33 protein-coding genes and 1 tRNA gene are annotated in these 26,585 nt (G+C 68.5%); 10 read left to right on the forward strand and 24 right to left on the reverse strand.

The genetic code is table 11. The features are described 5' to 3' along the window. Positions 1–6: 6 nt before the first annotated feature. On the forward strand, positions 7–414 hold the full coding sequence (locus tag E2493_RS01295) for a hypothetical protein (protein WP_135082946.1): 408 nt from the start codon (positions 7–9) through the stop codon (positions 412–414). Here the strand turns inward: E2493_RS01295 and E2493_RS01300 are convergent. Genes E2493_RS01300 through E2493_RS01310 form a run of 3 tightly spaced genes read right to left on the reverse strand, consistent with a single transcriptional unit; the run spans position 352 to position 3,154 of the window. Continuing rightward, entirely contained in the window at positions 352–1,428 is a 1,077-nt protein-coding gene (locus E2493_RS01300; protein ID WP_135082948.1) for an NAD(P)/FAD-dependent oxidoreductase, read from the reverse strand. The two genes, E2493_RS01295 and E2493_RS01300, sit on opposite strands and share 63 nt — an antisense overlap. Beyond that, the gene (locus E2493_RS01305; RefSeq protein WP_404828283.1) at positions 1,407–2,093 is read right to left on the reverse strand and encodes a methyltransferase domain-containing protein; all 687 of its coding nucleotides are present in this window, start codon (positions 2,091–2,093) and stop codon (positions 1,407–1,409) included. Before E2493_RS01305 ends, E2493_RS01300 begins: the two co-directional genes overlap by 22 nt. Then, positions 2,090–3,154 carry a type III polyketide synthase gene (locus E2493_RS01310; RefSeq protein WP_135082950.1) on the reverse strand — a complete coding sequence of 355 codons (1,065 nt, stop codon included), beginning with the start codon at positions 3,152–3,154 and terminating at the stop codon, positions 2,090–2,092. The genes E2493_RS01305 and E2493_RS01310 overlap by 4 nt, the downstream gene beginning before the upstream one ends. Positions 3,155–3,457: 303 nt before the next feature. On the opposite strand from E2493_RS01310, the gene E2493_RS20985 reads away from it, so the two are divergent. Then, positions 3,458–3,610, forward strand: a complete 153-nt coding sequence (locus tag E2493_RS20985) for a hypothetical protein (RefSeq protein ID WP_167737331.1) — start codon at positions 3,458–3,460, stop codon at positions 3,608–3,610. 144 nt (positions 3,611–3,754) lie between these two features. Here E2493_RS20985 and E2493_RS01315 read toward each other — a convergent pair. The 14 genes from E2493_RS01315 to E2493_RS01380 form a co-directional block, all read right to left on the reverse strand. Further along, a tRNA-Phe gene (locus E2493_RS01315) sits at positions 3,755–3,830 on the reverse strand. Between the two features lie 38 nt (positions 3,831–3,868). Next, positions 3,869–4,048, reverse strand: a complete 180-nt coding sequence (locus tag E2493_RS01320) for a DNA gyrase inhibitor YacG (RefSeq protein ID WP_135083348.1) — start codon at positions 4,046–4,048, stop codon at positions 3,869–3,871. Next, entirely contained in the window at positions 4,041–5,015 is a 975-nt protein-coding gene (locus E2493_RS01325; protein ID WP_135082952.1) for a ribonuclease, read from the reverse strand. Before E2493_RS01325 ends, E2493_RS01320 begins: the two co-directional genes overlap by 8 nt. Continuing rightward, on the reverse strand, positions 5,008–5,574 hold the full coding sequence (locus E2493_RS01330; RefSeq protein ID WP_135082954.1) for a Maf family protein: 567 nt from the start codon (positions 5,572–5,574) through the stop codon (positions 5,008–5,010). Before E2493_RS01330 ends, E2493_RS01325 begins: the two co-directional genes overlap by 8 nt. Positions 5,575–5,584: 10 nt before the next feature. Beyond that, positions 5,585–5,803 carry a translation initiation factor IF-1 gene (gene infA, locus E2493_RS01335; protein WP_106511916.1) on the reverse strand — a complete coding sequence of 73 codons (219 nt, stop codon included), beginning with the start codon at positions 5,801–5,803 and terminating at the stop codon, positions 5,585–5,587. 172 nt (positions 5,804–5,975) lie between these two features. Next, a complete protein-coding gene (locus E2493_RS01340) occupies positions 5,976–8,150 on the reverse strand; it encodes a sodium-translocating pyrophosphatase (RefSeq protein ID WP_135082956.1) in 2,175 nt (724 codons plus the stop codon). A 153-nt stretch (positions 8,151–8,303) separates the two neighbouring features. Further along, positions 8,304–9,251 carry a thiamine-phosphate kinase gene (gene thiL, locus E2493_RS01345; protein ID WP_135082958.1) on the reverse strand — a complete coding sequence of 316 codons (948 nt, stop codon included), beginning with the start codon at positions 9,249–9,251 and terminating at the stop codon, positions 8,304–8,306. A gap of 46 nt (positions 9,252–9,297) precedes the next feature. After that, positions 9,298–9,753: a transcription antitermination factor NusB gene (nusB, locus tag E2493_RS01350; RefSeq protein WP_135082960.1), complete on the reverse strand. Its 456-nt coding sequence runs from the start codon at positions 9,751–9,753 to the stop codon at positions 9,298–9,300. 53 nt (positions 9,754–9,806) lie between these two features. Beyond that, positions 9,807–10,700: an alpha/beta hydrolase gene (locus E2493_RS01355; protein WP_135082962.1), complete on the reverse strand. Its 894-nt coding sequence runs from the start codon at positions 10,698–10,700 to the stop codon at positions 9,807–9,809. A gap of 22 nt (positions 10,701–10,722) precedes the next feature. Continuing rightward, the gene (locus E2493_RS01360) at positions 10,723–11,625 is read right to left on the reverse strand and encodes a pirin family protein (RefSeq protein WP_135082964.1); all 903 of its coding nucleotides are present in this window, start codon (positions 11,623–11,625) and stop codon (positions 10,723–10,725) included. A gap of 1 nt (position 11,626) precedes the next feature. Further along, entirely contained in the window at positions 11,627–11,836 is a 210-nt protein-coding gene (locus E2493_RS01365; RefSeq protein ID WP_135082966.1) for a hypothetical protein, read from the reverse strand. 152 nt (positions 11,837–11,988) lie between these two features. Then, positions 11,989–12,846, reverse strand: a complete 858-nt coding sequence (locus E2493_RS01370) for an acyl-CoA desaturase (RefSeq protein WP_225421071.1) — start codon at positions 12,844–12,846, stop codon at positions 11,989–11,991. 122 nt (positions 12,847–12,968) lie between these two features. Continuing rightward, entirely contained in the window at positions 12,969–13,502 is a 534-nt protein-coding gene (locus E2493_RS01375) for a hypothetical protein (protein ID WP_135082969.1), read from the reverse strand. Beyond that, the gene (locus E2493_RS01380) at positions 13,499–13,783 is read right to left on the reverse strand and encodes a BolA family protein (protein WP_135082971.1); all 285 of its coding nucleotides are present in this window, start codon (positions 13,781–13,783) and stop codon (positions 13,499–13,501) included. Before E2493_RS01380 ends, E2493_RS01375 begins: the two co-directional genes overlap by 4 nt. Before the next feature lie 38 nt (positions 13,784–13,821). Between E2493_RS01380 and E2493_RS01385 the strand changes: the two genes are divergently transcribed. The 3 genes from E2493_RS01385 to cobT are packed head-to-tail and all read left to right on the forward strand — an operon-like array spanning position 13,822 to position 17,273. Further along, positions 13,822–14,415, forward strand: coding sequence for a J domain-containing protein (locus E2493_RS01385; protein WP_135082973.1), 594 nt, complete (start codon positions 13,822–13,824; stop codon positions 14,413–14,415). Between the two features lie 20 nt (positions 14,416–14,435). Further along, on the forward strand, positions 14,436–15,440 hold the full coding sequence (cobS, locus tag E2493_RS01390) for a cobaltochelatase subunit CobS (RefSeq protein ID WP_135082975.1): 1,005 nt from the start codon (positions 14,436–14,438) through the stop codon (positions 15,438–15,440). After that, complete coding sequence (cobT, locus tag E2493_RS01395; protein ID WP_135082977.1) at positions 15,441–17,273, forward strand: cobaltochelatase subunit CobT; 1,833 nt, start codon at positions 15,441–15,443, stop codon at positions 17,271–17,273. It abuts the gene before it with no gap. Positions 17,274–17,421: 148 nt separating this feature from the next. Here cobT and E2493_RS01400 read toward each other — a convergent pair whose 3' ends face one another. Next, entirely contained in the window at positions 17,422–17,841 is a 420-nt protein-coding gene (locus tag E2493_RS01400; protein WP_135082979.1) for a glycine zipper 2TM domain-containing protein, read from the reverse strand. Between the two features lie 188 nt (positions 17,842–18,029). On the opposite strand from E2493_RS01400, the gene E2493_RS01405 reads away from it, so the two are divergent. Next, positions 18,030–18,974: an esterase-like activity of phytase family protein gene (locus tag E2493_RS01405; RefSeq protein ID WP_135082981.1), complete on the forward strand. Its 945-nt coding sequence runs from the start codon at positions 18,030–18,032 to the stop codon at positions 18,972–18,974. 100 nt (positions 18,975–19,074) lie between these two features. Here E2493_RS01405 and rpmB read toward each other — a convergent pair whose 3' ends face one another. Next, positions 19,075–19,371 (reverse strand): 50S ribosomal protein L28, encoded by a 297-nt coding sequence (gene rpmB / locus E2493_RS01410; RefSeq protein WP_135082983.1) that lies wholly within the window; start codon positions 19,369–19,371, stop codon positions 19,075–19,077. A 181-nt stretch (positions 19,372–19,552) separates the two neighbouring features. On the opposite strand from rpmB, the gene E2493_RS01415 reads away from it, so the two are divergent. Further along, positions 19,553–19,801, forward strand: coding sequence for a hypothetical protein (locus E2493_RS01415; RefSeq protein WP_135082985.1), 249 nt, complete (start codon positions 19,553–19,555; stop codon positions 19,799–19,801). A gap of 113 nt (positions 19,802–19,914) precedes the next feature. Next, a complete protein-coding gene (locus tag E2493_RS01420; protein ID WP_225421072.1) occupies positions 19,915–20,367 on the forward strand; it encodes a nucleoside deaminase in 453 nt (150 codons plus the stop codon). A gap of 81 nt (positions 20,368–20,448) precedes the next feature. Here E2493_RS01420 and E2493_RS01425 read toward each other — a convergent pair whose 3' ends face one another. Further along, the gene (locus E2493_RS01425; RefSeq protein WP_135082987.1) at positions 20,449–21,132 is read right to left on the reverse strand and encodes an OmpA family protein; all 684 of its coding nucleotides are present in this window, start codon (positions 21,130–21,132) and stop codon (positions 20,449–20,451) included. 140 nt (positions 21,133–21,272) lie between these two features. Between E2493_RS01425 and E2493_RS01430 the strand changes: the two genes are divergently transcribed. Then, positions 21,273–22,601 (forward strand): hemolysin family protein, encoded by a 1,329-nt coding sequence (locus E2493_RS01430; protein WP_135082989.1) that lies wholly within the window; start codon positions 21,273–21,275, stop codon positions 22,599–22,601. Between the two features lie 58 nt (positions 22,602–22,659). Here the strand turns inward: E2493_RS01430 and E2493_RS01435 are convergent, their stop codons facing one another. The 4 genes from E2493_RS01435 to purD all read right to left on the reverse strand — a co-directional run bounded on the left by E2493_RS01435 (position 22,660) and on the right by purD (position 25,118). Then, entirely contained in the window at positions 22,660–23,175 is a 516-nt protein-coding gene (locus E2493_RS01435) for a hypothetical protein (protein ID WP_135082991.1), read from the reverse strand. Beyond that, a complete protein-coding gene (locus tag E2493_RS20990) occupies positions 23,172–23,327 on the reverse strand; it encodes a hypothetical protein (RefSeq protein WP_167737332.1) in 156 nt (51 codons plus the stop codon). The genes E2493_RS01435 and E2493_RS20990 overlap by 4 nt, the downstream gene beginning before the upstream one ends. A 9-nt stretch (positions 23,328–23,336) precedes the next feature. Then, positions 23,337–23,768: a hypothetical protein gene (locus E2493_RS01440; protein WP_135082993.1), complete on the reverse strand. Its 432-nt coding sequence runs from the start codon at positions 23,766–23,768 to the stop codon at positions 23,337–23,339. Positions 23,769–23,846: 78 nt separating this feature from the next. Then, entirely contained in the window at positions 23,847–25,118 is a 1,272-nt protein-coding gene (gene purD / locus E2493_RS01445; protein WP_135082995.1) for a phosphoribosylamine--glycine ligase, read from the reverse strand. Between purD and xseA the strand changes: the two genes are divergently transcribed. Beyond that, the gene (gene xseA, locus E2493_RS01450; RefSeq protein ID WP_135082997.1) at positions 25,117–26,544 is read left to right on the forward strand and encodes an exodeoxyribonuclease VII large subunit; all 1,428 of its coding nucleotides are present in this window, start codon (positions 25,117–25,119) and stop codon (positions 26,542–26,544) included. The two genes, purD and xseA, sit on opposite strands and share 2 nt — an antisense overlap. Positions 26,545–26,585 lie beyond the last annotated feature (41 nt).

Below are 26,585 nucleotides of genomic sequence, written 5' to 3' on the forward strand. Positions count from 1 at the left end.
AATCGGGTGGACTGGCATCTTACCAAGGAGTGGCTCTCCGCCACGACGCATCTCGACATGGACGCGCTCCATGTTCACGCCGGCGTGCTCCTGCAGATCGCCGTGGCGCTGCTGCTGCGCAAGCGCCTCTCCAGCCCCTGGCCCTGGCTGGCCGTGCTGGCCGTGACTCTCGCCAACGAGATCTACGACTATCGCTACGAGGTCTGGCCCAATCGCGGCGACCAGCGGGCCGAGTCGCTGCGCGATCTCTGGAACACGCTGCTGCTTCCGAGCGTGATCCTCGTCATCGCCCGATATCTTCCTTCGCTGTTTTCCGCACAGGCCCGGGAGGCGGAGCCGCTCGGGGACGTCTCAGCCGCCGATGCGGGTGAGGCCGGCGCCGCGTGCTGCGAGGCCAGGCAAGGCTCGCAATAAGAGCAGGGCCGCTTCCCGGACGGGCCTTTCCGCTATCCGGCGCAGCGCCTCGGCGATCACGATCGGGCGGCGGCTTCGACGGGCAAAGTCCGATTGCCACTCCGGCGCCGCGCGGCCCGCGAGCAGCGCTTCCGCCGCGCTCCGCCCGCTCTCGAGCGCGATCGCAATGCCGTCGCCGGCGAGAGAAGCGATCACCGCCGCCTGGTCTCCCAGCCGATAGACGTCGCGCCCGGTCCTGCGGGCCCGCCAGCCGTAGGGGACCCCCGCCACTGCGCTCCACGGTCCGACCTCGCCGGCTTCCAGCCGTGCGGCGAGCGCCGGCAGCTCCGCCGCGAGCGCCCGGACGAGCGGTTCCGCGCCGCCGGCCGCCTTCAGCCGCGCCCGCGATGCGGAGAGGCAGAGATTGACCTGCCCATCGTCCTGGATGAGCAGGCCGGCATAGCCGCCGTCGAACAGGTGGAGCTCGATCCAGCCGTCGAGATCGCGGGCCAGATCGCGCCCCGGAGCGAGCGCGGCGCGCAGGCCGATCGGCGCCTCGGCGATCGCCGCATCGCGTTCGGCGCCGCGCATCTCGTGCTTACCGGTTGCCAGCAGCAGCGCATCGGCCACGATCTCCTCGCCGTCGTCCAACCGGATGCGAAGGCTGTCCGCCGCGCGCACGGTGCGTCCCCGGACGATCTCCGCGCCGGCGCGTGCCGCCGCATCGAGCAGGGCCTCGTCCAGCGTGCGCCGTGAGAGGCCCGCGGCGCGGTAAGGCAGCGCCGCCTCGACCGTGCGGCGACTGGAGACCAGGCGCAGCCTCTTGATCGGGCGGGCGCCGAGCGCGCCCGGATCGATGCCGAGACGGTGCAGCGCTGCGAGCGAATCCCATCCCAGGAAGCCGCCGCACACCACGTCGCGAGGCGCAGCGTTTCGTTCGAACAGCAGCGGCCGCGCACCGCCTTGGCCAAGGCGGATCGCGGCGGCGGCACCCGCCGGCCCGCCGCCGACGATCAGCGCAGCCGCTCGACGCATAGTCGAAACGGAAAACGGCGGACCACGCGAGCCTCGGAGACACCCGCGGCCGCGAGCAGCGGGCGCCACTCGTGGGGGCGAAAGGCCCTGGCGATCGAAAGCTGGCCATCCTCACGGACGATGCGGTGCACCCGGAGCAGCCGGGCGAGGAAGGGGTAGCCGAAATAGGAAAAAGGGTGGCGGTGGAGGTCGTTGACCAGCCAGCCACGTGCCGTGTTCGCCTCCATCCACGCGAGGAAGGTGCGAAGCTCCTCGTCTTCCATATGATGGGCGACGAGACTCGAGACGACGAGGTCGAACTGCCCCTGGTCGCGATAGTCGCCGGTCCGCCACACAATTCCGCTGCCCGGCGGTGTGGCCGCACGAGCGACGGCTTCGCTTTTGGGATTGAGATCGACCCCGACCAGATCGGCGGTCTTGCGAGCGCGCCTGGCCCAATGTGCGATGCGTCGGAGCATGCCGCCGTCTCCGAAGCCCACATCGAGGAGGCTGAACCGATCGAGCCTCGCCGTCGCCTGCCTGACGAACGACAGGGTAGGACGTGCGGCGAGCGTCCAGACGTTCACGCGGCCGAGATCGGAGAGGACGGCATCGTAGACGGCCGGCGGAAGGGCAGGGTCATCCATCTGCTCATCGGCGCGGACGCGGGCCTGCAGCCTCCTCACAGGGTCCGCCGGAAGTGGAAGCCCTCCGCCGCGAGGCCCGGTCCGAAGGCCAGGGCGACGCCGCGCCGCCGCTCCGGCTGCGCCAGCAGCCTGGCGAGGACGAACGGCAGCGTCGAGGATGACATGTTGCCGAACTCGGCGAGCACCGCGCGGGACTCGGCGAGCGCCTCGGACGCAAGGCCGAGTCCGTGCTCGACGGCGTCGAGCACCGAGCGGCCGCCGGCGTGCACCGCCCAGGCATCGATCTCGCCTACGTCGACGCCGTCCAGCATGGCCGATCGGACGCCCGGGTCCTGCAGCGCCCCGGCGATCCGGCCGGGCACTTCGCCAGACAGCTCCATGGCGAAACCGGTGTCGCCGATCGTCCAGCGGATCAACCCAGCCGATTCGGGCAAGGTCGCGGCGAACGGACGCTCGAGCGCGAGCCCCGGCCCTTCGCCGCTGACGATCATTGCGGCTGCGCCGTCGCCGAACTGCAGCATCGCGAGCAGCGGCTCCACACGGCTCTCGAACTGCAGATGGAGGCTGGAGAGCTCGACCGTTACCACGAGGACCCGCGCTTGCGGTTCCGACCGCGCGATATGATAGGCGACGCGCAAGGCCGAGATCGCGGCATAGCAGCCCATGAAGCCGACCAGCGTCCGCTCGATGTCGCCTGGAAGGCCAAGCTCCGCCGCGATGATCTGGTCGATGCCGGGCGCAACGAAGCCGGTACAGCTGGCCACGACGAGATGTGTGATGCCGGCGAGCGCGCCCAGCGCCCGAATGGCCTGCAAAGCCAGCCGCGGCGCCTGCTCGGCATAGATCGCCATCCGGGCGGCCGTGCCCGGCTGTCCGGCATGATAGAAACCGCCGGCCGAGACGGGCGAGCCCCCGCCCCCGGTCTGCGGTAGCACCGACCATCTGTGGCCGATGCCTGACCTCTCCGCCATGCGACGGAACAGGGCGCGCTGACGCGGATCGGCGATCTGCGTTTCCGCCCAATCGATGAAGGCGTGGTGGACGTCATGGCCCGGGACGGCAGTGCCGATCGCGTTGATGCAGGCTGTACGCGTGGTCATGCTCCCGAGACTGCGAACCTGGTTCTCTCGAACCGCCGAGCGCCTCGTCCGGTAGGTGGCGGGATACGCCGCAAACGTTCAAGGACCTCGCACCCGACTAACGGGTGCCGGTGATAGATGCACGTAGCTCGATCGAGTTCCCGAACAGGAGTGTCGCACCGGACGGTCCGATCCGGTTCTTACGGTCGAAAGGCCGGTGCGCAGGCGGGCTTGACGTTCCGCACATCAGTCCGCAGAGGCACGTCCGCTGGTCCCGAGCAGGGCCGGCCTTGGTTTCGCGTGGTATCAGAGGCCCGACTGCGGATGTGGATCGATAATTTCCTGAAATCGATGGGACTGTCCTACACGACCCGTCACCATATGGCGGAGCGTGTCCGCCGTACCGACTGGCGCTTCCTCGGCGCTGTCATCGCGCTGTTCGGCTCGCTCGGGGCCATCATCTTCGTCATCGCCTGAACGAAAGAGCAGCGTCCTGCTTCCGCGGGCGATGGCCTCTCGGCACGAATATAAGCCGCTTGGCTGGGCGCCATGGCGCTGAACCATGCGCCTTGGTGCCAGGTGCCGGCACGATGCGGCACGCGATCGTTCAGGACGAAGGGATGGTGCCCAGGGGCGGGATCGAACCACCGACACCGTGATTTTCAGTCACGTGCTCTACCAACTGAGCTACCTGGGCGTCACCGCGAGTGCGGACGAGCGGGCCTATAGAAGGGGTTATCGCTCGCTGTCCAGCCCGTCTGGCGGAAATTCGTCCGCCGGTGGTCCCGGGACGCGGTAGGAATCTCCCAGCCAGTTGAGGAGATCGCGATCGCGGCACCCTTGGCTGCAAAAGGGCGTGTGGGTCTGCGTCGGCGGCTTTCCGCAAAGCGGGCAGCCCGCGCGCTTCCTAGGCATGGCGGCTGTGGACATGGCCCGCCGATATGGCGAGGCCTGGATCGGCCTGCAAGGATACGGCCATTCCGATCCTGCGGGAGAGGGTGTCGAGCCATGAAGGATTGGCCTCGATCCGCGCGATAATCGGCGGCGCGGCGGTGATCGTGCGGCCGCCCGCGCCGCTGCTGCGCTCCGCCTGGCGGAGCAGGGCGCGCGCTGCTGCACCGACGGGATCCGCCTGAACGATCTCGGCAAGCGAGGCGCGGCTGCGACGACGCACGATCTGGAGAAATCCGAAGCCGTTCACCCCGGTTCGTTCGAAGGGCTGGGGCAGAACGGCGTCGAGCGCGGCCGCGGCCGCCTGCCGCTCGGCCTTCCCGGTCAGTGTGGGAAGATCGATGCCGATCGATCCTCCGATGTCCATTCGCCGGATCGTCCGACCGGCCGCCTCTGCTCCGGCGGCGGCGAGTGCGGCCGGTGGCAGGGCGCCGTCGACGTCGAACAAGGTCATCGCCGGCGTGAGACTCATCCGCAGCGCGCCGCCCCGGAAAGCAATTTCCCCCGACAGAGCTTCCTCGAGAAGCTCCGACCAGCCCGCTTCTTCGAAGGGATCATGGCCCGGCGGCGGCGCCGCCGCCGCGCCGACGCGTTCCGCCAGCGGGGGGGCGTCGCGCGGCGGCGCCTCGGTCGTGCGGGCGCGGGCAAGCTTCGGACGGCCTCGTTCCGGGATCGGCTCGCGTGTGATCTCGATCCGGATCGCCTGCCCTTGGGTGAGATGTGCGGGCAGCGGCTCGATCAGCGCCTCGCCGCCCTCGAATCGCGCAAGGCCACGGCGGCCCGGCACATGGATTTCGGCCAGTCGCGCCGGCAGCACCGCGCCCAGCCTTGATCCCCCGGGAAGCTCGATCGCCGCTTCGACGATGCGGCCGTCTTCGACGAGGATCGCCCGGTTCTCACCGATGCCCTCCTCGTAGATCCACTCAGCCAAGGTCGTATCCGGCGGCGCGCAACAGGGTCCGCGTCTCGTACAAGGGCAGTCCCATGATGCCGGAAAAGCTGCCGGAGATGGTGCGGATCAACGCCTCGGCGCGTCCCTGAATAGCATAGGCGCCAGCTTTGCCGCGCCACTCCCCGCTGGCGAGATAGGAGTCGAGCTCGTCGGCGCCGAAGCGCTTGAAGGTGACGATGCTGGTCGAGAGCCGATGGTGTGCCCTGCCTTCCGCGTCGATCAGGGTGATGGCGGACAGGACGCGGTGGCGTCGGCCGGAGAGGAGCTCGAGAGTTCGTCGCGCCTCCGTCTCGTCGTCGGTCTTCGGGAGGATGCGGCGGCCCGCAGCGACGACGGTATCGGCGGCGAGAACCAGCGCACCGGCTGCGGGCACCGCCGCCGCTTTCTCCGCCGCAACGCGCGCAGCATAGATGGGAGGACGCTCACCCGGGCGCGGCGTCTCGTCGATATCGGCGGGAATCACGGCATCGGGAACCACGCCGATCCGTCCGAGCAGCTCGAGCCGCCGGGGGCTGGACGAAGCAAGGACGAGCCGCACCGGGCCCGGCTTACTTGAAGCGATAGGTGATCCGACCCTTGGTCAAATCGTACGGGGTCAGCTCGACCAGGACTTCGTCGCCGACGAGGACGCGGATGCGGTTCTTGCGCATCTTGCCCGCGGTATGACCGAGGATTTCGTGATTGTTCTCGAGCCGGACGCGGAACATGGCGTTGGGCAGCAGCTCCACCACCTGCCCCCGCATTTCGAGAAGTTCTTCCTTGGCCAAAACCTGCCTCAATCCTTGAAAACCGCGCTGCCCATAGCGGCTAGATCCGAAAAAGGGAAGCTGGCGCAGGCCGGCGGGAGCGGCGTGGGTGGTTGCACCGCCACTTCGCCAAAGAAAAGGGCCCGCCCGGTCTCCCGGACGGACCCCCATTCATAAAAGAAAGTGATCGCGATCAGCCGCCGGTGCCGCCGGCCAGCGCGGCAAGCAGCAGCAGAGCGACGATGTTGGTGATCTTGATCATCGGGTTCACCGCCGGGCCGGCCGTGTCCTTGTACGGATCGCCGACAGTGTCGCCGGTCACCGCGGCCTTGTGGGCCTCGGAGCCCTTCCCGCCGTGATTGCCGTCTTCAATGAACTTCTTGGCATTGTCCCAGGCGCCGCCGCCCGAAGTCATGGAAATGGCGACGAACAGGCCCGAGACGATCACCCCGAGCAGCAGGGCGCCGAGGGCGGCGAAGCCCTGCTCGCGTCCGGCGATCAGCGAAATGCCGAAGAACACCGCGATCGGCGCCAGCACCGGCAGCAGCGACGGCACGATCATCTCGCGGATCGCCGCCTTGGTGACGAGATCGACGGTGCGGGCATAGTTCGGGCGGCTGGTGCCCTCCATGATGCCGCTGTTGCTACGGAATTGCTCACGGACGTCGAGCACCACCTCGCCGGCGGCGCGGCCGACCGCGGTCATCCCCATCGCCCCGAACAGATAGGGGAGCAGCGCGCCGAGCAGCAGACCGACGACGACATAGGGATTGGACAGCGAGAAATCGACGCCGCCGGCGCCGATGCCGAGCTCGCCCGCGAACTCCCTGAGGTCGGTCGTATAGGCGCCGAACAGCACCAGGGCGGCGAGACCGGCCGAGCCGATCGCATAGCCCTTGGTGACCGCCTTGGTGGTGTTGCCGACCGCGTCCAGCGCGTCGGTGCGGCCGCGGACCTCGTCCTCGAGCCCCGCCATCTCGGCAATGCCGCCGGCATTGTCGGTGACTGGCCCGTACGCGTCGAGCGCGACCACCATGCCGGCGAGTGCCAGCATCGAGGTGGCGGCGAAGGCGATGCCGATCAGGCCGGCAAGCTGGTAGGAGACGATCATGCCGACGCAGATCACCAGCGTCGGCAGGGCGGTGGATTCGAGGCTGATCGCCAGGCCCTGGATCACGTTGGTTCCGTGACCAGTGACGGAGGCCTTCGCGATCGAGCGGACCGGCCGGTAGTTGGTGCCGGTATAATATTCGGTGATCCAGACGAGCAGGGCGGTGACGCCCAATCCGACGAGCATGCAGTAGAACAGGTCCATGCCGGTGAAGCCGCCGGCGAGGGCGTCGGCCGCGACGCCGGGATCGACCTCGGGCCCGGCCGCCTCGCGGGCGCTGCCGAGCGGCGTATTCATATTGCCCTCGAGCGTGCGCCAGGTGACGTAGAACAGCGCCGGTATCGAGAGCAGAGCGGTGGTCCAGAAGCCCTTGTAGAGGGCCCCCATGATCGACTGCTTGCCGCCCAGGCGCACCATGTAGGTGCCGATGATCGAGGTGAGGATGCAGACGCCGCCGATGATCAGCGGCAGGCTCATCAGCTGGGTGAGCTGCTCGGTGCTGCCGGAGACGAGGAGGGCGATCAGCACCATGGTCGCGCCGACGGTGACGACATAGGTTTCGAACAGATCGGCGGCCATGCCGGCACAGTCGCCGACATTGTCGCCGACATTGTCGGCGATCACGGCGGGGTTGCGGGGGTCGTCCTCGGGAATTCCCGCCTCGACCTTGCCGACCAGATCGGCGCCGACGTCGGCGGCCTTGGTGAAGATGCCGCCGCCGAGCCGCGCGAAGATCGAGATCAGCGAGGCGCCGAAGGCGAGGGAGACGAGCGAATCGACGACGACGCGCGCATTGGGCGCCTCGCCCTGAACCTCGACGAGGAAGTAGAAGAAGCCGGATATGGCGAGGAGTGCGAGGCCGGCAACGAGCATGCCGGTGACCGCGCCGGAGCGGAAGGCAGTGGTGAGCCCCCGCTGCAGAGACAGCCGTGACGCCTCGGCGGTGCGGACGTTAGCGCGTACCGAGATGTTCATGCCGATATAGCCGGCGGCGCCCGAGAGGACGGCGCCGAGGACGAAGCCCGCGGCTTCAACCGGCCCGAGGAGCACGCCAACGAGGATGGCGACGATGACGCCGACGATGGCGATGGTGGTGTACTGCCGGCCGAGATAGGCCTTGGCGCCTTCCTGGATCGCGCCGGCGATCTGGACCATCCGCTCGTTGCCCGCCGACTGGACGAGCACCTGGCGACTGGTGACGATGCCGTAGACCACAGCGGCGATGCCGCAAATTATGGCAATCAACACGACTGTCATTGGCTTCCTTCCCCTTATTGCGCCGGGTCGGGCCGTGCCCCCGGAGGCGTTCCCGCCCGGGCGTGGCAAGGTTCTAGGGGCTGGAACAGTCAGAATGCAACTGAACTGATCGCATCGACTTGGCACGCGCGAGTTGATCGAGTCCGGCCCGCCTCAGCGATGCTCCCAGCCAAGGCTCTCGGGACGTGGTACCAAGTCCTCGCCGTCGCGCAGACTGAGGCCCGACCCGTCCTCGACACGTCCGATCGGTAGCAAGGAAAGACCTAATTCTTTTGCAAGTGCGAAGATTTCTTGCGCTGCAGCAAAGGGCGCAGAGAACAGAAGCTCGTAATCGTCCCCGGCTGTCGCCGCCACCAGGCGCGCCGCACGGCCAGACCCGCCATATTCGACCAGCTCAGACGAAAGCGGCATGCGGGCGAGATCGATCAGAATGGCCACGCCGCTTGCGTCGGCCATGCGGCCCGCATCGATCAGCAGGCCGTCGGACACGTCCATCATCGCGCCGACCAGCGGCGCCAGCCGGCCGCCGGCGGACAGACGGGGCGACGGGCGGCGGTAGCGCCGTACCAGCGCCTCTGCTCCGGGCTGGCCGTCCCTCAGGATCCTGAGGCCGGCGCCCGCATCGCCGATCGTACCGCTGACCCAGAGCGTCTGCCCTGCCTTGGCGCCCGAGCGGCTCGGCACCCGCCCCGCCGAAGTGCCGATCGCGGTGAGACCCAGAGCGCGTGGCGCTGTTGCGGGCACCGAGACGGTGTCGCCGCCGAGCAGCGGCAGGGAGAAGGCCGCGAGCGCCTCTTCGAGGCCTGCGAGGAACGCACGATCCCAGCCGGCGTCGCCGCGCAGGCTGTAGCCCATCAAGGCTCCCAACGGTCGCGCGCCCTTGGCGGCGAGGTCCGAGAGGTTCACGGCCAGCAGCTTCCAGGCGACGTCGCCCGGCGGATCGTCCGCCAGGAAGTGCACGCCCTCGACGACCATGTCGTGCGTCAGGACCAGCCTCGTGCCGCCGAGCTCGAGCACTGCGGCGTCGTCGGCAAGGCCTCGCGCAGCAGGATCGGTGGCCAGCCGGCGAAGGGCGGAGATGAAGGCCGTCTCGGAACTCACCAGCGGGCTATACCGCTGCGGCGCCGGCGATGGGAACGGCCGCCGTTTACGACCTTACCGCCTTGGCCACGGCGTCGAGCAGACCGTTGACGAATGCCGCTTCCTTCTTGTCGTAAAAGGCCTTCGCCACATCGACATATTCGGAGATGATCGTGCCGGTGGGCACGTCGATCCGCGCCACCAGCTCGTAGGCGCCGGCGCGAAGGATCTGCCGCATCGGACGATCAAGCCGGTGCAGCGACCAGCCGCTCGCCAGCTTGGAGGCGACGAGATCGTCCAGCTCGCCTGAGCGCGCGTGCACGCCCGCGACGAGATCGTCGAAGAAGTCGATCTCCGCATCCTCATATTCCACACCCTCGATCGTCGCGCCGAGGCGGTGATGGTGAAATTCGTGGAGCAAGGTCGGAATCGGGGTCTGCTCCATCTCGTGCTGGTAGAGCGCCTGGACGGCGGCGAGCCGGGCGGCGGAGCGGGACTTGGAGCGAGCGGAGGTCTTTGCCATGGGACGCGGCCCATAGCGGCAGCACGGGGGTGCGGCCAAGCGGAAAGGTTGGCCTAGTCGCGGGTGTCCGCCAGGAAGTCGCGGATCGCGGCGGTGACGGTGCCCGGCTCTTCCCAGGTGATGAAGTGGCCGGCGCTCGGCGAGGTGACGATCCTAAGGTCCTTCACCACCGAGTCGAGCCCTTCGAGCTGGATCGGCAGCAGGGCCGGGTCCTTCAGGCCCCAGACCACGAGCGTCGGCATGCGCAGCTTCGGGAACGGGGCGCGGGTCCACAGCGGCAGCGAGGCCTGTTCGCCCGAGGCGGGTACCTCCAGAGTCGAGGCGCGATACCAGTTGAGCATCGCGGTGAGCGCGCCTGGCTGCTTCCACTCGTCGAGATAGGCCTGCCGCTCCTCCACCGGGAGCTTGGTCGGATCGGAATGGCTGAGCAGCACGCGCTCGAGGAAGGTTTCGAACCCCATTGCTGTAATCGCCGCCTCGGCGGTCGGGCTCCGGAAGAAGCGGATGTATTGCGAGGCCTCGCGCTGGGCTTCGTCCTCGATCAGACTGCTTTGGAAGACGTAGGGGTGCGGCGCGTTGACGATGACGAGGCGCTTCACGCGGAGGGGGTGAAGCAGGGCCGCCGTCCAGGCGATCGCCCCGCCCCAATCGTGGCCGGCGAGCGTGAAATGTTTGACCTCGAGCGCATCCATCAGCGCCAGCGCGTCGGCGACGATCTTGTCCGTCTGGTAGCTCTCGACTCCCTCGGGCCGGTCGGACCCGGCGAATCCCCGCTGGTCTGGCACGACCACGAAATGATCCTGCGAGAGTTCGGCGAACTGGTTGCGCCAGGTTCGATGCGATTCGGGAAAGCCGTGGAGGAGGAGGATCGCCGGTGCGTCCCGCGGACCGGCCAAAGCGACGTTCAACCCGACGCCGGTCGAAAGCTCGATACGCTGGACTTCCATCCTCAGCTCCTCCCCTGCCTGATCAGGGATAGCTTACCGTCTTCGGCACTTCGGGCAGCGGGATGAACTCGTCATGATCATCGGGCGGCAGATCGAAGCGGCCTTCCTTCCAGTCGTGACGGGCCTGGCGGATCCGGTCCCGGCGCGACGAGACGAAATTCCACCAGACGTGCCGCGGTCCGTCGAGCGGTGCGCCACCGCACAGCATGACATGCGCGCCGGTATCCGAGCGCAGCGTGGCGCGCGTCCCCGGTCGAAGGACGTAGAGCGTGCCTCTCTCCAGCCGAAGGCCGTCCAGCATCGCTTCGCCTTCCGCGAGGTAGACGGCGCGCTCGTCTGCTTCGGGATCGATCGGCATAGCGCCGCCGTCGCGCAGGTGGATGTCGGCGTAGATCGTCTCGCTGTGGCAGGTGACCGGGGACGTGGCGCCCCACAGAGTACCCATCACCACCCGCGCCTGCCCCTCGCTGCCCTGAACCACCGGCAGCGCATCCCTGGGAACATGCTCGAAAGCCGGATCGATCTCCTCCTTGGCGCTGGGCAGCGCGAGCCAGGTCTGGATGCCGCTGAGCTCCGGCCCCGCCGGCCGCAGGGACGCGGGCGAGCGCTCCGAATGGCTGATCCCGCGCCCCGCCGTCATCAGGTTCACGGCGCCCGGCTCGATCGTCCGGAACGTGCCGAGCGAATCGCGGTGGTCGATCGCGCCGGCGAACAGATAGGTGACGGTGGCGAGATTGATGTGCGGGTGCGGCCGCACGTCGATGCCGCCGCCTTCCGGCAGGTGTGCGGGGCCCATCTGGTCGAAGAAGATGAAGGGGCCGACCGTCGTCCTCTCCCGGTGCGGCAGTGTGCGGTGCACCTTGAAGCCGCCAAGGTCGTGAGTCGTCGGGAGCAGCGTCTGGAGAATCAGATCGTCTTCGGTCACGTCAGAATGTCTCCTCCAGCTCGCTGTACAGGCTCTCGGTCGCCCGGCCTGCTCTGTAGGCCGCAACCATTCGTCTCGGCGACCAGAAAAATCCGAATGCAACCAGGGGTGCGCAGAACAACGTCGCGCCCCAGTTCCGATAACGGCCGGCCCCGAGCTCCCAGATGGCCATCTGGAATTCGCCGCGCATCGTCATCGGATATCCGGCCATCAGATGGTGCAGGTCGTGCGCCGCGATCGCCGACCGCCGCCAGCGAAAGTTCGGGAAGCGAAGGACGAACGGCCCGACCGGGCAGGTCCAGCTCGCCTCGTCGGCAGCGGGCGCTTCTCCGGCCCGGAGGCATCGCAGCGCCTCGTCGCGGCTCAGGCGACGGTCCTTGCCGCGGTCAGTTCCGCCTGCTCGGGAGACACGGCGCTCAGCGCGCGCGACGTCAGCGGTGTCAGACCGCGCCGCGGCGGTAGGTTCGTCGGCAGCTTCACGTCCCACGCCAGCCCCAGCCTTTCGAGCAGCTGGACGAAACGATAGCCGAGATCGATCTGGCCCGGATAGAGGCCGTGACGTGCCGAGCTCGGGAAGGCGTGGTGATTGCCGTGCCAGCTTTCGCCCATCGTCGGGATCGCGAGCAGCGCCACGTTCGACGCCTGGATCACCGCGCCGTCCACGCTCCAGTCGTCAGGGGCCCCGGTGTGCGCGAAATAGGAGATGCACCAGTGCATCGTCGTGCAGGCCGAAACTCGCACGAACACGCCCCAGACCAGCCACGGCAGCCCGCCGCCGAGCCACAGAAGCGCCGCGATCGGCAATTGCTGCTGCATCCAGGTGCGATCGAGGAACCGGTAGAAGGGATCGTCGGCAACCGGCCCCGGCGCGAATGCCGGCGGGCGGGCGAGCTCCAGCCGGAAATGCAGATAATAGAAGCCGTCGATCAGCCACGGCTTGCCGTGGCGCAGGAACCAGTGGCAGTCCGGCTGCCGCTGGGCCCAGTCGCGGCTGTCGTGGAGACGGATCGTCCAGATCGGTCCGCCGATACCGACTGCCGTCCCCAGCCACATCAGCACCCGATCGACCCATTTCGGCGCTTCGAAGCTGCGATGGATGAGCCTGCGGTGAAAGCCGACCGAATGGCCCGCGCAGAGCGTGACTCCCGCCGTGGCAAGGAAGATCAGAAAAGCTCCCCAGCTGAAGGTGAGCGGCGCAAGGACGAGGGCGGCTGCGAGCATCCCGCCGTTCCACAGCGACCGTGGCGGATCCCAACGCACGCGTCCTGCAACGGGGCTGGCCTGCTCCAGACCGGTCAGGGAGTTGACCTTGAACGCGCCGGCTGCAGCGCCCCCTGCCACACTCATCTCTTTGCCCTCCCGAATGCTCGGTCGATCAGCCGTGCCGCCCGCCCGCCGGCGCCGATCAACCGCCTCAGGACGGCGGGAGAGAGACGGTGCGCCTGGGCGTCGATCGCGGCGATGTCTTCCACCAGCCCCAGCAGGTCGCGGGTCCGGGCGGCCAGGACCGTTCCGGCAGGCGCCTCTGCCGCGGCGGACCTGATCGTTTCGAGCGCTGGCCCGAGTTCGCGGGCGCGGCGGACTTCGAGCGCGCGAACCACCAGATCCCAGGGATCTGCGCCCGTGGCCCAGCCGCTGCTCCCGTCGCGCCACGCCAGCCGGTGCGCCTCCAGCCAGCCCAGTGCCCGATCGACGTCTTCGGCCGCCAGCCCGGTCGCCGCCCCAAGCTGCTCCGCAGTGGCGAAACGGCCGTCGAGATAGAGGCAGCCATGAACGCGACACGCCTCGGCGGGCACCCCCCAGCGGGGTCCGACGTCCGCCAGCCAATCGATCAGCCGCTGCCGCGCGCGCTCCGCTCCGGCAGCCGCGTCGCTCACTCGCCCGGCGCCCTCGCCTTGATTGCCAGCGCGTGAATCCGGTCCTTGAGAAGGTCCGCGAGCGCCGCGTTGACCGCGCGCTGCCGCGCCACCCTATTCATGCCGTGAAAGCGACCGGCGACGATCTCGACGGTGAAGTGGCTCTCCCCGCGCGAATCGTGTCCGGCGTGACCGCGATGCTGCTCGCTGTCGTCGATCACGCGCAGGCTCTCGGGAGCGAGCGCGGCGTGCAAGCGTTGGGCGATTTCCTGGGCGACGGGGCCGGTTAAATGCTCTGCCATGGCGCCTATATACGGCTTTCGACGACGAAAGGTATTGCGTGGCGACGGCGGGCAAGCGGCAGACCCGGTTTCACGGCCGAGTGGAGGGGCAGGGGCATTGCGCCCATCCGGGGTGCGACGCGCCCGGCGAGTTTCGCGCGCCCTCCGGCCGTGGCTCCAGCTTCGACGGGCCCGGCGACTGGCGCTGGCTCTGCCTCGACCATGTCCGCGAATTCAATTCCGGCTACAATTATTTCGAAGGCATGGATGCCGACGAAATCGAGGCGGCGCAGCGTCCCTACGGCGGGTGGGACCGCGAGACCCGTGCCTTCGCCACCGCCGGTGGAGACAGGCCGCCCAAATGGGCCGATTTCTCCGACCCGCTCGACGCTATCGGGGCTCGCTTCCAGCGTGCTCCAGGATCGGAGAAACCTCGCGCCGACGGCCGCGAGCTGAGCGCCCAGGACCGCAAGTCGCTGAAGATTCTCGGCCTCGGCGTCGACGTCGACCGCCGCGCGCTGCGTGAGCGCTACGCCGAGCTCGTGCGCCGCTATCACCCCGATCGCAACGGTGGAGACCGCAGCCATGAGAAAGCGTTGCAGGCCGTGATCGAGGCCTATACGCAGCTCAAATCCCGCCCCGCCTTCGCCTGATCCCATTCGGAAGAGAGACTATGGCCGACCTCGCCAATTCGAACCCCGCCAGCCGCGGCGCCACGGTGATGGACGCGCCCGACAAGATGGTGAAGGTGCGCGACGTCTTCGGCGTCGACAGCGACATGGAGGTGCCCGCCTTCTCCGAAGCCGACGAGCGCGTGCCCGATCTCGATCCGGCCTATGTCTTCGACGCGGACACGACGCTGGCGATTTGCGCCGGCTTCGGCAAGAATCGCCGCGTGATGGTCCAGGGTTATCACGGGACCGGCAAGTCGACCCACATCGAGCAGGTGGCGGCGCGTCTCAACTGGCCGCTGATCCGGATCAACCTCGACGCGCACATCAGTCGCATCGATCTTATCGGCCGTGACGCCATCGTGCTGCGGGAGGGCCAGCAGGTCACGGAATTCCGTGAAGGGCTGCTGCCCTGGGCGCTGCAGACGCCGACCGCGCTCGTGTTCGACGAATATGATGCCGGACGCCCGGACGTGATGTTCGTCATTCAGCGCGTCCTCGAGACCGAGGGCAAGCTGACGCTGCTCGATCAGAACCGCGTGATCCGCCCCCACCCCTATTTCCGTCTGTTCGCCACCACCAACACGGTCGGCCTCGGCGACACGACGGGCCTCTATCACGGCACCCAGCAGATCAATCAGGGCCAGATGGACCGCTGGAACATCGTCGTGACCCTGAACTACCTCCCGGCCGAGATCGAGGCCCGCATCGTGCTCGCCAAATCGGGCGAATACGATCACGAGGGCGGCCGCCAGGAGGTGGAGCGGATGATCAAGGTTGCGGAGCTCACCCGCAGCGGCTTCATGAACGGGGACATCTCCACCGTGATGAGCCCGCGCTCGGTGATCAGCTGGGCGCAAAACGCGCTGATCTTCAACGACATCGGGTTCGCCTTCCGCGTCACCTTCCTCAACAAGTGCGACGAGGCCGAGCGGCCGATGATCGCCGAATATTATCAGCGCGTCTTCGGGAAGGACCTGCCGGAGAGCGTCGTCGGGGCGGCCTGATTGCGACAGGATGAAAACCCTCTCGAAGCCTTCCGCCAGGCGCTGACCGGCGCCGCCCGGGCGATCGCGCGGGAGCCGGAGCTCGAGCTCGGATACAGCGCGGACCAGCCCGGGGCGTCGGGCAAGGCGGTCAAGGTGCCGATGCCGGGCCGAACGCTCCCGGCGCGGGAGGTTGCCGAGGCGCGCGGCTATGCCGACTCCGCGGCGCTGAAGCTTCGCCACCACGATTCTGCCCTCCACGCACGCCGGGCGCCTCCCGACGATGTTGCGCGCGCGGTGTTCGACGCGGCGGAGCAGGCACGGGTCGAAGCGCTCGGAGCGCGCGGCATGGAAGGAATCCGCGCGAACCTTTCCTCGATGGCCGAGATGCGGATGCGAACCGATCCGATTACTCGGGCACGCAATCGCGCCGAAGTGCCGCTCGGCACGGCGCTGGGGCTCATCGTCCGCCAGCGCCTGACCGGGGAGGAGGCGCCGGAGGCCGCGCGGGCGGGGCTCGAGCTCGTTTCCGGCTGGATCGAGGAGAAGGCGGGGGCCGATCTCGACGCGCTGCCCCTCGTGCTCGACGATCAAGCGGCGTTCGCCGCTCTTGCGACGCGCGTTCTGCAGGACCTCGAGCTGGTCGAGAAGGACGTCGAGGCCGAGAAGGACCCCGAAGGCGAGGCCGAGAGCGAGGGCGAGCAGCCGGACGAGGGCGAGGAGTCCGACGAGGAGAATGAGGACGAATCCGGCGGCGGCGAAGGCGAGGCCGATATCCGCATCGAGCAGGGCGAATCCGAAAGCGAGGAGAGCGAGAGCGACTTCCGCGAGGAGGAGATGGCCGAGGGGGAGGAGGGGCTCGGGGACGAGGGCGAGGAGGGCATGCTGCCGGTCCGCCCGAACCGTCCGTTGTCCGATCTCCCGCCGCAGTTCGATTATCGGGTGTTCACCACCAAATATGACGAGGTGGTCGAGGCGGGAGAGCTTTGCGACGAGGCGGAGCTGACGCGGCTTCGCGCCTATCTCGATCAGCAGCTCACCCATCTCCAGGGAGCGGTCACGAAACTCGCCAACCGCCTGCAGCGCCGCCTCATGGCGCAGCAGTCGCGAAGCTGGGATTTCGATCAGGAAGAGGGCCTGCTCGATGCGGCGCGGCTGGCGCGGGTCATCGTCAATCCCGCCCACTCCCTTTCCTACAAGATCGAGCGGGACACGGATTTCCGGGACACCGTCGTCACCCTGCTGATCGACAACAGCGGCTCGATGCGCGGCCGGCCGATCTCCATTGCCGCGATCTCCGCGGACATCATGGCGCGGACACTGGAGCGCTGCGGCGTGAAGGTGGAGATCCTGGGGTTCACCACCCGCGCCTGGAAGGGTGGGCAGGCGCGCGAGCAGTGGCTCGCCGCCGGCCGTCCGGCGTCGCCGGGCCGACTCAACGACCTCCGGCACATCGTCTACAAGCAAGCGGACGAGCCCTGGCGACGGGCGCGCAGGAACCTCGGCCTGATGATGCGCGAGGGGCTGCTCAAGGAGAATATCGACGGCGAGGCCCTGCTCTGGGCGCACAACCGGCTGATCGGGCGGCCCGAGGAGCGCAAGATCCTGATGGTGATCTCGGACGGAGCGCCGGTCGACGATTCGACGCTTTCGGTGAACACCGGCACCTATCTGGAACGGCATCTGCGGCAGATGATAGGCTGGATCGAGGAGCGGTCGCCGGTGGAGCTGATCGCGATTGGCATCGGCCACGATGTGACGCGTTATTATCAGCGCGCGGTCACCATCATGGACGCGGAGCAGCTCGGCGGGACCATGGTCGAGCAGCTTGCCGCCTTGTTCGACACCTATTGAGACGGCGCGGGACGCCGAGAGAACATGGGCCGGCGCCCCCTGAAGGAAGCGCCGGCCCGCCCTCGTTAAGCAACGGGAGGGGAATCATTCCCGCCCCGGCTCCGGCGAAACACTCTTGCCGGACGCGCTCGGGGCGGAATTCCTGCGATCAGTAACGGTAGCGGCGGCCTTCGTAGCGGCAGCCGGACTTGTCGATCGCGCGGCCGGCGAGGGCGCCGAGCGCGCCGCCGAGGATCGCGCCGGTCGTGCCGCTGTCGCGACGGCCCCAGCGGCTGCGTCCACCCCGATCGATCGAGCGGCCGGCGATGGCGCCGGCCACGCCGCCGACGATCGTTCCGGTCGTGCCGCTGCAACGGCGCCCGTCTCGATAGTCGCGGTCGTCATAGCCATAGCCACGGCGGCCATAGCCATCGTACCGGCCGTAACGATCATAGCGATCCGAACGATCGTAGCGATCGTAATAGCCGTCGCCATAGCCGTAGCCGCGCGGGGCGGCCTCGGCGGCAGCGGGGATCGCCGTCAATGCGGTCACCGCAGCGGCGGCAGCGAGCGTAGCCTTCTTGAACATCGTACCAACTCCTTCCGACGGTCCGGTCGGCGCTTCCAGAGGTTCTGCGCCTACCGCGCGAGCACCGGCCTTCGTCGACACCGTGCTGTTATGGTGCGATTCGCTTGAGCCCGTGCTGAATGGCCGTGTCAGCCGAGGTTCAGCCAAAAACCGGTGGCGGAGCGTGTCCGCGGCCCTAGAAGAACGCTGTGCGCGTCGTCTCCGCTCTGCTGTTCCTGTTCTTCCTCGGCACCTTCGCGCCGGTGCGGCTGATGCCGCCCAACCCTCCGCCCGCCGTTGCGTTCGTGAGCTTCGAGCCTCTGGAGTGGAGAGGGCGTCGGCCTGTCGGGCCCCTCCGCTGGCTTGGCGCCTGGAGGCTGGAGAGCAACGATTGGCGGTTCGGCGGTCTTTCGGCGATGCACGTCGAGAACGGCAAGGTGCTCGCGGTGAGCGACTCCGGCTGGATGATCCGCTTCCCGCTCGTTGATGAGGGGCCCGGACGGGCGACCATCTCGCCGTTGCCGGGGCGGCTCGGCGCCACCGCCCGCAAGCCGGACCGGGACGTCGAATCGCTCGTCGTCCACGGCCGCTATCTGTGGCTGGGGATGGAACGGAAGAATGCGGTGTGGCGCTTTGCGGGTCCCGTCTGGCAGGAAGACGGCCGGGCGCGGCCCGCCGGGATGGCGAAATGGAGCGAGAATCGCGGTGCCGAGACGATGGTGCGGCTTCGCGACGGCCGCTTCCTGGTCATCGCCGAGGGCGCCAGGAACGGCCTGAGCGAGGTCCTCATCTTCCTCGGCGATCCCGCCACGCCCGGCACCACCGCGATTCGCATGCGCTACAAGCCGCCGCAGGGCTATCGCGTGACCGACGGCGCCTTGTTGCCGGACGGGCGCGTTCTGCTCCTCCACCGCCGCACCAAGCTCTTCGAGGGAATCACCGCGAAGCTTGCGCTGGCGGATCTGTCGGCCGCCAAGCAAGGCGATCTCCTCGTTCCGCAGGAGATTGCGGCGCTGGCGCCGCCGCAGCCGGTAGACAATATGGAGGCGCTGAGCGTGACGCGCGAGAACGGGCGGACGATCGTCTGGATCGCATCGGACGACAATTACATGCCCTTGCAGAGGACCTTGCTGCTGAAGTTCGCGCTGGACTGAGCCGGGAAAGCGCGCAAACGGCGAAAAGCGCCATCGCAACGGGTGCGATGGCGCTTTTCGAATCGAGCGGGGAAGCCGGACCTCGCCGGCTCCGTCGCGGTCAGGCCGCGGCGGTCTCCGATGCCTTCTTCGCGATCTCGCGCTTCAGACGGCGGGCCTTGAGGCTCAGCTTCTCGTCCGAGGTCTTGGCGAGCCAATTGTCGAGGCCGCCGACATGCTCGACCGAACGCAGGCCGTTCATCGACACGCGCAGCTTCACGCCGCGGCCGAGCGCGTCGGAAAGAAGCGTCACGTTCTGCAGGTTCGGCAGGAAGGTGCGCTTGGTCTTGTTGTTGGCGTGGGAAACATTGTGTCCCACCTGCCGGCCCTTGCCGGTCAGCTCGCAAATGCGCGACATGGTCTCTCGTCCTGATTGATGCGGGGAGACATGTCCCCGGAAAACCGGGCGGCGGATAGCGTCGGCAGGCGCTCGCGTCAACCCGATTCCCTCTGCAACGGCCGGCAGGAGAGGCGAGACGATCGTTGCGGATGTGCAACCGATTGCCCCCGCGGCCGTTATGGCGGGCAGGAGGGACCCTATGCTGCGCGCGATCCTGATCATCCTTGCCCTTGTCATTCTGGTGCTGATCGGAATGACGGCCACCGGTTGGCTGACCTGGTTCCAGTCTCCCAACGGCCAGACCACGACCCTGCAGCCGAAGGTGAACGATCTCGACGTCGGCACCACCACGGCGAACGTCCAGGTGCCGACGGTCGGGACGACGACGAAGCAGGTCGACGTCCCGACGGTGACCGTCGACAACGGTGCGCAGCCCAGCGCGCAGTGACGCCGCTTCCGGGGGGTCGCTCCGGAAGCTGGACCTTGATCAAGCCTAGTTCACGCCATCGGCGGAAGCGGGGAGCGCTTCCACCTCAGCCGATCGCGCTTTACGGGGGCGGCATGGTCCGCCCGTTCACCGAACCGATGTCCGTCGCGCTCGACGAGGCGCGTGAGGCGGCGCGCGCCGGCGAGGTGCCGGTCGGCGCGGTCGTCACCCGCGGCGGCGAGATCGTCGCCCGCGGCCGCAACCGGATGCGCGACGGCAGCGATCCCACCGCCCATGCCGAGATGGTGGCGCTCCGCGCCGCCGCCGAGGTGCTGGGCACGTCGCGGCTCGACCAATGCGATCTCTGGGTGACGCTGGAGCCCTGCGCGATGTGCGCCGGCGCGATCGCCCTGGCGCGGGTCTCGCGCCTCTATTTCGGTGCCGGCGATCCGAAGGGCGGGGCGGTCCATCACGGCCCGCGCCTCTTTTCGCAGCCGACCTGCCACCATGCGCCGGACGTCTATGCCGGCATCGGCGAGGAAGCCTCCTCCGCGCTGCTCAGGGACTTCTTCCGGGAGCGGCGCTGATCATCGCTTCGGGCTGCGCCGTACGGAGCAAATCGAGCAGCCGTCCCGTCCCGTGTGCGGGAGGGGACGGCAGTCAAGAGATTATGCGTTGGCTTCGACCGGAACGATCCGGATCTCGACGCGGCGGTTGGCGGCACGCTCCGCCTCGGTGCTGTTGTCGTTGCCGGCCAGCGGCTGCGAAGAGCCGAAGCCCTGGGTCGCGATCCGGGCGCTCTGCACGCCGCGGGCGCTGAGATAGCTCGCCACCGACTGGGCCCGGCGCTGCGACAGCGGGATGTTGATGGCGTCGCCGCCAGAGGGATCGGTGTGGCCGTAGACGTCGATCATCGTCGACGGATAGCTGGACAGCGTCTGGGCGACCTGATCGAGCGTCGACTGGAATTGCGGCTGGATCTCCGCGCTGTTGATCGGGAAGGTGATCCCGGCCGGCATGGTCAGCAGCAGCTCGTTGCCCTGGCGATCGATCTCGACGCCGGTGCCGGCGGTCCTGTCGCGCAGTTCCTTCTCCTGGCGATCCATGTAGGTGCCCAGCGCGCCGCCGGCGATCGCGCCGATGCCGGCACCGACGATCTTCTCGGTGCGATCGCGCCGGCCGCCGATGAGATCGCCGCCGAAATAGCCGACCACGGCGCCGACCGCGGTGCCGATCGCGCCCTTGGTGGAGATGCTGCGCTCGCCCGTCTCCGGGTTGGTGACGCAGGCCGCGGTGGTGCTGAGGAGGGCGGCGGCCGCGAGGCTGCCGACGAGACGCTTGGACATACGCATACGCATTCCTTTCCCGAAAAGGGGACTGGTTGAATGCTCGCATGAACCGCCTGCCGGGGCCGCTTGGTCCCCGCCGGGGCACGCAGATGGCGGAAGAGGTTGTCGCGGCCGAAAGGATGCGTCTAAGAGGGTGGCGCGCCATGCCAGCCTCTGCGCCTTCCCCCTTTCCCTGGATCGACGTCATCGTCATCCTGCTGCTGATCGCGCTGAACGGCGTGTTCGCGATGGCGGAGCTCGCCATCGTCTCGTCGCGAAAGCCGCGCCTGCGCGCGCTCGCCAAGGCGGGAAGCCGCGGTGCCCAGACGGCGATCGATCTCGCTGCCGAGCCGGGCCGCTTCCTCTCGGCCGTACAGATCGGAATCAGCCTGATCGGCATTCTCGCCGGCGCCTATTCGGGGGCAAGCCTTGGCGGCCCGGTGGCGGAGCGCCTCGCCGGCCTTGGCATGGACCCGGAAACGGCGAAGAGCGTCGGGTTCGGCATCGTCATCATCATCGTGACCTACGGGTCTCTGGTGATCGGCGAGCTCGTTCCGAAGCAATTTGCGCTTCGCTCGCCCGAATCGATCGCCGCGGTCATGGCGATCCCGATGCTGTGGATCGCGAAGGCGACGGCACCGCTCGTCTGGCTGCTCGACCGCACCAGCGCCCTCATCTTCCGGCTGCTGAGGCTGCGCCGCGAGGAGTCGAACAAGGTTACGGCAGAGGAGCTGCAGCTCGTCGTCGCGGAGGCGCACAGCGCCGGCGTGCTCGAGGAATATGAGCGGGCGATCATCTCCGGCGTCGTGCGTCTCGCCGATCGGCCGACCCGCGAGGTGATGACGCCGCGCACCGAGATCGACTGGATCGATGCCGACGCGACTCCCGAGGAGCTGCGCGAGCTGCTGCGCACCACCGAGCATAGCCGGCTGCCGGTGGCCGAGGGCGACGTCGATAAATTGCTGGGCGTCGTCCAGGCCCGCGACATCGTCTCGGCCTTCATCGAGCAGAGGGAGCTCGATCTGAGGGCGCTGGTCCGCCCGGCGCCGGTGGTCGCCGATCAGATGGACGCGATGGATACGATGGCCGTGCTCCGCGATGCCGAGGTGCCGATCGCCTTCGTCCACGACGAATACGGCCATTTCGAAGGCATCGTCACCCCCGCCGATCTGCTTGCCGCGCTGGCCGGCGTCTTCGCCACCGATTTCGAGGGCGGGCGAGAGGCGCCGCTGGTCGAGCGCGAGGACGGCAGCTGGTGGGTGTCGGGTTCGCTCCCCGCCGATCTTCTCTCCGATCGCCTCGGGATCAACCTGCCGGACGACCGCGACTATGCGACCACCGCCGGCTTCGCCCTCGCCGTGCTCAAGCACATCCCGGAGGTTGGCGAGCGCTTCTCCTACGGCGGCTGGCGTTTCGAGATCGTCGACATGGACGGCTTCAAGATCGACAAGCTTCTCGCCAGCGAGATTGTCCGCAAGCGCCGCGGCGGGTGATCCAGCCGCCGCGGCGGCCGCCGCCGCGACGGCGGATCATCGCTGGAACCTGGGAGCCTCAGGCTCCGCCGAGCTTCCCGAAAGCGCTTTCGAAACCCTCGGTGTCGCCGCGGGCGAGGTAAGCCGCCTGCTCGGACACGCGGTCGCGGGCAAGGCGGCCCTTGAAGGCCCCCATCCGCTCGTCCAGCAGGGCGATTTCATTGGGGGTGAGGCGGGCGAGCTGCTCGAAACGGGTGAAGCCGGCGGCGTTGAGCTGGGCGGCGAGCTTCGGTCCCACGCCCTTCAGCGTCTGGAGATTGTCCGGCGGCCCGTCGGCGGGCGCGACCAGGGGGTGCGCCTCGACGCCCAGGATCTGGCCCGCGACGTCCTTCGCCGCGGCGGCGCCTTCGTCGGCGACTCCGCGACCCTCGGCAAGGTCGATGCTGCGCGCGCTCGACGTCGGCGAAAGAGGACGGCTTTCCGCTCCGGAGAGGGAGACTCGCTGCTTTGGCCGGCGCAGGAACAGGACGAGCAGCAGGATTACGGCGGCGAAAATTGCGCCAGCAACGATCAGGGTGGTGTTGTCGAAATTCATGGCAGAGGCGTCTCCTGCGCGTGTGCTTGCGAGATCGTGTCGGCTGGCGGAGCGGCGGCGCGGCGTCCCTTGAAGATCCAATAGGAAACCACGAGGCCGATCAGCAGGCCGAGCAGCAAGGCGATGAACTGGGTTTCTGCGACGAACAGCATTTTGGGCTCCTAGTCGAGGAAGCTCTGGCGCTTGCGGCGGCCGAAGAGCAGGGCGCCGAGGGCGAGCCCGATGAGATAGGCGACCGCCACCGCGATCAGCGTCTCGACGAGCAGCGGCAGGCCCGACCCGGCAGGCTCGTCGTCCCAGCGGACGTTCGCGATGCCGGGGACGGCCCGCACATAATCCTTTACGCCGAACTGGCTGCCAAGGCCCTCGCGCTGGAGATCGTTGGCGGGGCCGCTGATGATCGCTGTCCGCGCCAGCGGATCGCGCGCCATGCGCACGGTGATGCCGGGCAGCTCGGCATCCGCCGTCGCGGCGACCGCCTGTCTCTCCAGATGGCCGACGAGGGCTTCGCCCTGGCCGCCGGGCCCGTGCCAGACCCAGGCCATCAGCATGGCCGCGGCCAGGCCGATGAGGATCTTGACCGGTACGTTCATTCCTACCTCCTGAACCTTGACGCCAGTCTATGGCAGATTGTTCCGCTGTCCAGCAGGTCCCAGCTGCGCCCGCGCGTCTCAGCCCCGACGAGCAATCTCCCGCCAGCCGATGTCGCTGCGGCAGAAGCCGTCGGGAAAATCGATCGCCTCGATCGCGGCATAGGCCGCCGCACGCGCCTCCGCCACGTCGCTGCCGACCGCCGTCACGTTCAGCACCCGGCCGCCGTTCGCCACCAGGCGGCCCTCCTGCACGGCCGTTCCGGCGTGGAAGATCTTCACGCGCGCGTCGCCGGCTTCGGGAAGAGCGATCGTTGCGCCCTTGTCGGGTGTCCCCGGATAGCCTCTCGCCGCCATCACCACCGTGAGCGCGGCACCGTCGCGCATCCGCGGCGGCTCGGCCTCGCCCAGACGGCCGCGGGCCACCGCCTCGAGAAGATCGAGCAGGTCCGTCTCGAGCCGCATCATCAGCACCTGGCATTCGGGATCGCCGAACCGCGCATTGTATTCGATCAGCTTGGGTCCCTCCGCGGTCAGCATCAGCCCGGCATAGAGCACGCCGGAGTAAGGCGTACCCTGCTGCGCAAGCGCCGCGATCGTCGGTCGGACGATCTCGTCGATCGCCTGCCGTTCGAGCGCCGGCGTCAGGATCGAGGCGGGACTGTAGGCGCCCATCCCACCGGTATTGGGGCCGGTGTCGCCGTCGCCCACCCGCTTGTGATCCTGCGCGGAGCCGAAGGCGACGAGATCGATACCGTCGGTCAGCACGAAGAAGCTCGCTTCCTCGCCAGTGAGGAACTCCTCGATCACCACCGAGGCGCCGGCGTCGCCGAAGCTGCCGTCGAACATCGTCGCCAGCGCGGCCTCGGCCTCGGCGGCGGTCTCGGCGATGATCACGCCCTTCCCCGCAGCGAGACCATCCGCCTTGATCACCACCGGAAGGGAGAATTCCGGCAGCGCCGCCTCGGCCGCGAGCCGATCGGATGCCCGCACGTAGCGCGCCGTCGGAATGTCGTGCCGTGCGCAAAGGTCCTTGGTGAAGCCCTTCGACCCTTCGAGTTGGGCGGGGACCTTGTTCGGGCCGAAGACGGCGTAGCCCATGGTCCGCAGATTGTCGGCAAGCCCGTCGACCAGCGGCCCCTCGGGCCCGATCACGACCAGGCCGATCGCTTCCTTGCGGCAGAAGTCCACCACCGCGCGATGGTCTGCGGGATCAAGGTCGACCAGCGTGGCATGCTCGGCTATGCCCGGGTTACCGGGCGCCGCGAACAATCTGCCGAGCCGCGGCGATTGCGCGAGCTTCCAGGCGAGCGCATGCTCGCGGCCGCCCGAGCCAAGCAGCAGGACATTCATGGACGATTTCCCTCCAGGCCCCGGAATTCCCGGCACGACGACAAATGAGGGGGCGCTCCTAGCAAGCGAGGCGCCGGGCGACAACGCGCCCGCCATGTCGGTCTCGGACCTGTCGTTGCGGCTGAAGCGGACGGTCGAGGATGCGTTCGGCTTCGTGCGGGTGCGGGGCGAGGTGAGCGGCTGGAAGCGTGCCGCCTCCGGCCATTGCTACCTCTGCCTCAAGGACGACAAGGCCGTCATCGACGGCGTGCTTTGGAAGGCCGGCGCCGCCGCTTTGCCGTTTCGTCCCGAAGACGGCATCGAGGTGATCGCCACCGGCAAGCTCACCACCTATCCCGGTCGCTCGCGCTACCAGATCGTCATCGAGCGGCTCGAACTCGCGGGGCAGGGCGCGCTGATGGCGCTGCTCGACAAGCGCCGCCGGGCGCTCGCCGCCGAAGGGCTGTTCGATGCCGCACGCAAGAAGCGCCTGCCGTTTGCGCCGCGGGTGATCGGCGTCGTCACGTCGCCCACGGGCGCGGTCATCCGCGACATCCTCCACCGGCTCGAGGACCGCTGCCCCTGTCACGTCATCGTCTGGCCCGTTCAGGTCCAGGGGGAGACGGCTGCCGGTCAGGTCGCGGCGGCCGTGCGGGGCTTCGACGCGATGCGGCGGGGCGGGCCGATCCCGCGTCCGGATCTCGTCATCGTGGCGCGTGGCGGCGGGTCGATCGAGGATCTCTGGGCTTTCAACGAGGAAGAGGTGGTACGCGCCGTCGCCGCCTGCTCGATCCCCATCGTCTCTGCCGTCGGGCACGAGACCGATACCTCGCTCTGCGATTTTGCGGCGGACGTGCGCGCGCCGACCCCCACCGCAGCCGCCGAAATGGCGGTGCCGGTCCGCGCCGAGCTCGTCGCGCAACTGCGCGAAGTCGGACAGAGGATGGGCCGCTGCGCCATGCGTGCGATCGAGCGCGCCTCGGAGAAGCTGCAGGTCTGTCTGCGCCACTATCCGGCGCGGGACCAGTTGCTCGCCCCGCAACAGCAGCGCCTCGACGAGATGAGCGAACGGCTGCCGCGGGCGCTCGGCGCCCGCCTCGGCCACGCCCGCGGCGATCTCGGACGTGCCGCCGGCGCGCTCCGCCCCTCGCTTCTCGTCGCGGCCGCTCGCCGCGGACGGGAGCGGCTCGATGCGCTGTGGCGGGTTGCCCAGCTTGCCCATCCCAATCGTCCGCTCGAACGCGGCTATGCGCGGGTCGAGGATCGCGGCGGCAAGACCTTGATCTCGTCCGCCGCGGCGCGCGCCGCCGGGCGTCTGCGCCTGGTCTTCGCGGACGGCAGCGTCGATGCGACGGCCGGAGATGCGCCGTCGCCGCCCACGGAACGGCCGCGACGCGAGCCCCGCCGCCCTTCGGCGAGCGGACGCGAGCAGCCGACTCTGCTTTAGGAGAGCAGGTGGTCTTGAGCACGGCGTCTCCGGCTCCTAAG

The sequence above is a fragment of the Sphingomonas parva (ex Maeng et al. 2020) genome (assembly GCF_004564275.1).
GTDB lineage: Bacteria > Pseudomonadota > Alphaproteobacteria > Sphingomonadales > Sphingomonadaceae > Allosphingosinicella > Allosphingosinicella parva.

Excerpts from the sequence above, each read along its gene's own strand:
- E2493_RS01400 (WP_135082979.1), bottom strand. The coding sequence starts at position 17,841 with ATGTTCAAGAAGGCTACGCTCGCTGCCGCCGCTGCGGTGACCGCATTG.
- rpmB (WP_135082983.1), bottom strand. The coding sequence starts at position 19,371 with ATGTCGCGCATTTGCGAGCTGACCGGCAAGGGCCGGCAGGTGGGACAC.
- E2493_RS01420 (WP_225421072.1), top strand. The coding sequence starts at position 19,915 with ATGGTCCGCCCGTTCACCGAACCGATGTCCGTCGCGCTCGACGAGGCG.
- E2493_RS01340 (WP_135082956.1), bottom strand. The coding sequence starts at position 8,150 with ATGACAGTCGTGTTGATTGCCATAATTTGCGGCATCGCCGCTGTGGTC.
- E2493_RS20985 (WP_167737331.1), top strand. The coding sequence starts at position 3,458 with ATGTGGATCGATAATTTCCTGAAATCGATGGGACTGTCCTACACGACC.
- E2493_RS01365 (WP_135082966.1), bottom strand. The coding sequence starts at position 11,836 with ATGGCCGGATATCCGATGACGATGCGCGGCGAATTCCAGATGGCCATC.
- E2493_RS01435 (WP_135082991.1), bottom strand. The coding sequence starts at position 23,175 with ATGAATTTCGACAACACCACCCTGATCGTTGCTGGCGCAATTTTCGCC.
- nusB (WP_135082960.1), bottom strand. The coding sequence starts at position 9,753 with ATGGCAAAGACCTCCGCTCGCTCCAAGTCCCGCTCCGCCGCCCGGCTC.
- purD (WP_135082995.1), bottom strand. The coding sequence starts at position 25,118 with ATGAATGTCCTGCTGCTTGGCTCGGGCGGCCGCGAGCATGCGCTCGCC.
- E2493_RS01370 (WP_225421071.1), bottom strand. The coding sequence starts at position 12,846 with ATGCTCGCAGCCGCCCTCGTCCTTGCGCCGCTCACCTTCAGCTGGGGA.
- cobS (WP_135082975.1), top strand. The coding sequence starts at position 14,436 with ATGGCCGACCTCGCCAATTCGAACCCCGCCAGCCGCGGCGCCACGGTG.
- E2493_RS01355 (WP_135082962.1), bottom strand. The coding sequence starts at position 10,700 with ATGGAAGTCCAGCGTATCGAGCTTTCGACCGGCGTCGGGTTGAACGTC.
- E2493_RS20990 (WP_167737332.1), bottom strand. The coding sequence starts at position 23,327 with ATGCTGTTCGTCGCAGAAACCCAGTTCATCGCCTTGCTGCTCGGCCTG.
- E2493_RS01425 (WP_135082987.1), bottom strand. The coding sequence starts at position 21,132 with ATGCGTATGTCCAAGCGTCTCGTCGGCAGCCTCGCGGCCGCCGCCCTC.
- E2493_RS01430 (WP_135082989.1), top strand. The coding sequence starts at position 21,273 with ATGCCAGCCTCTGCGCCTTCCCCCTTTCCCTGGATCGACGTCATCGTC.
- E2493_RS01320 (WP_135083348.1), bottom strand. The coding sequence starts at position 4,048 with ATGCCTAGGAAGCGCGCGGGCTGCCCGCTTTGCGGAAAGCCGCCGACG.
- E2493_RS01440 (WP_135082993.1), bottom strand. The coding sequence starts at position 23,768 with ATGAACGTACCGGTCAAGATCCTCATCGGCCTGGCCGCGGCCATGCTG.
- E2493_RS01415 (WP_135082985.1), top strand. The coding sequence starts at position 19,553 with ATGCTGCGCGCGATCCTGATCATCCTTGCCCTTGTCATTCTGGTGCTG.
- E2493_RS01300 (WP_135082948.1), bottom strand. The coding sequence starts at position 1,428 with ATGCGTCGAGCGGCTGCGCTGATCGTCGGCGGCGGGCCGGCGGGTGCC.
- E2493_RS01380 (WP_135082971.1), bottom strand. The coding sequence starts at position 13,783 with ATGGCAGAGCATTTAACCGGCCCCGTCGCCCAGGAAATCGCCCAACGC.
- xseA (WP_135082997.1), top strand. The coding sequence starts at position 25,117 with ATGGACGATTTCCCTCCAGGCCCCGGAATTCCCGGCACGACGACAAAT.
- E2493_RS01310 (WP_135082950.1), bottom strand. The coding sequence starts at position 3,154 with ATGACCACGCGTACAGCCTGCATCAACGCGATCGGCACTGCCGTCCCG.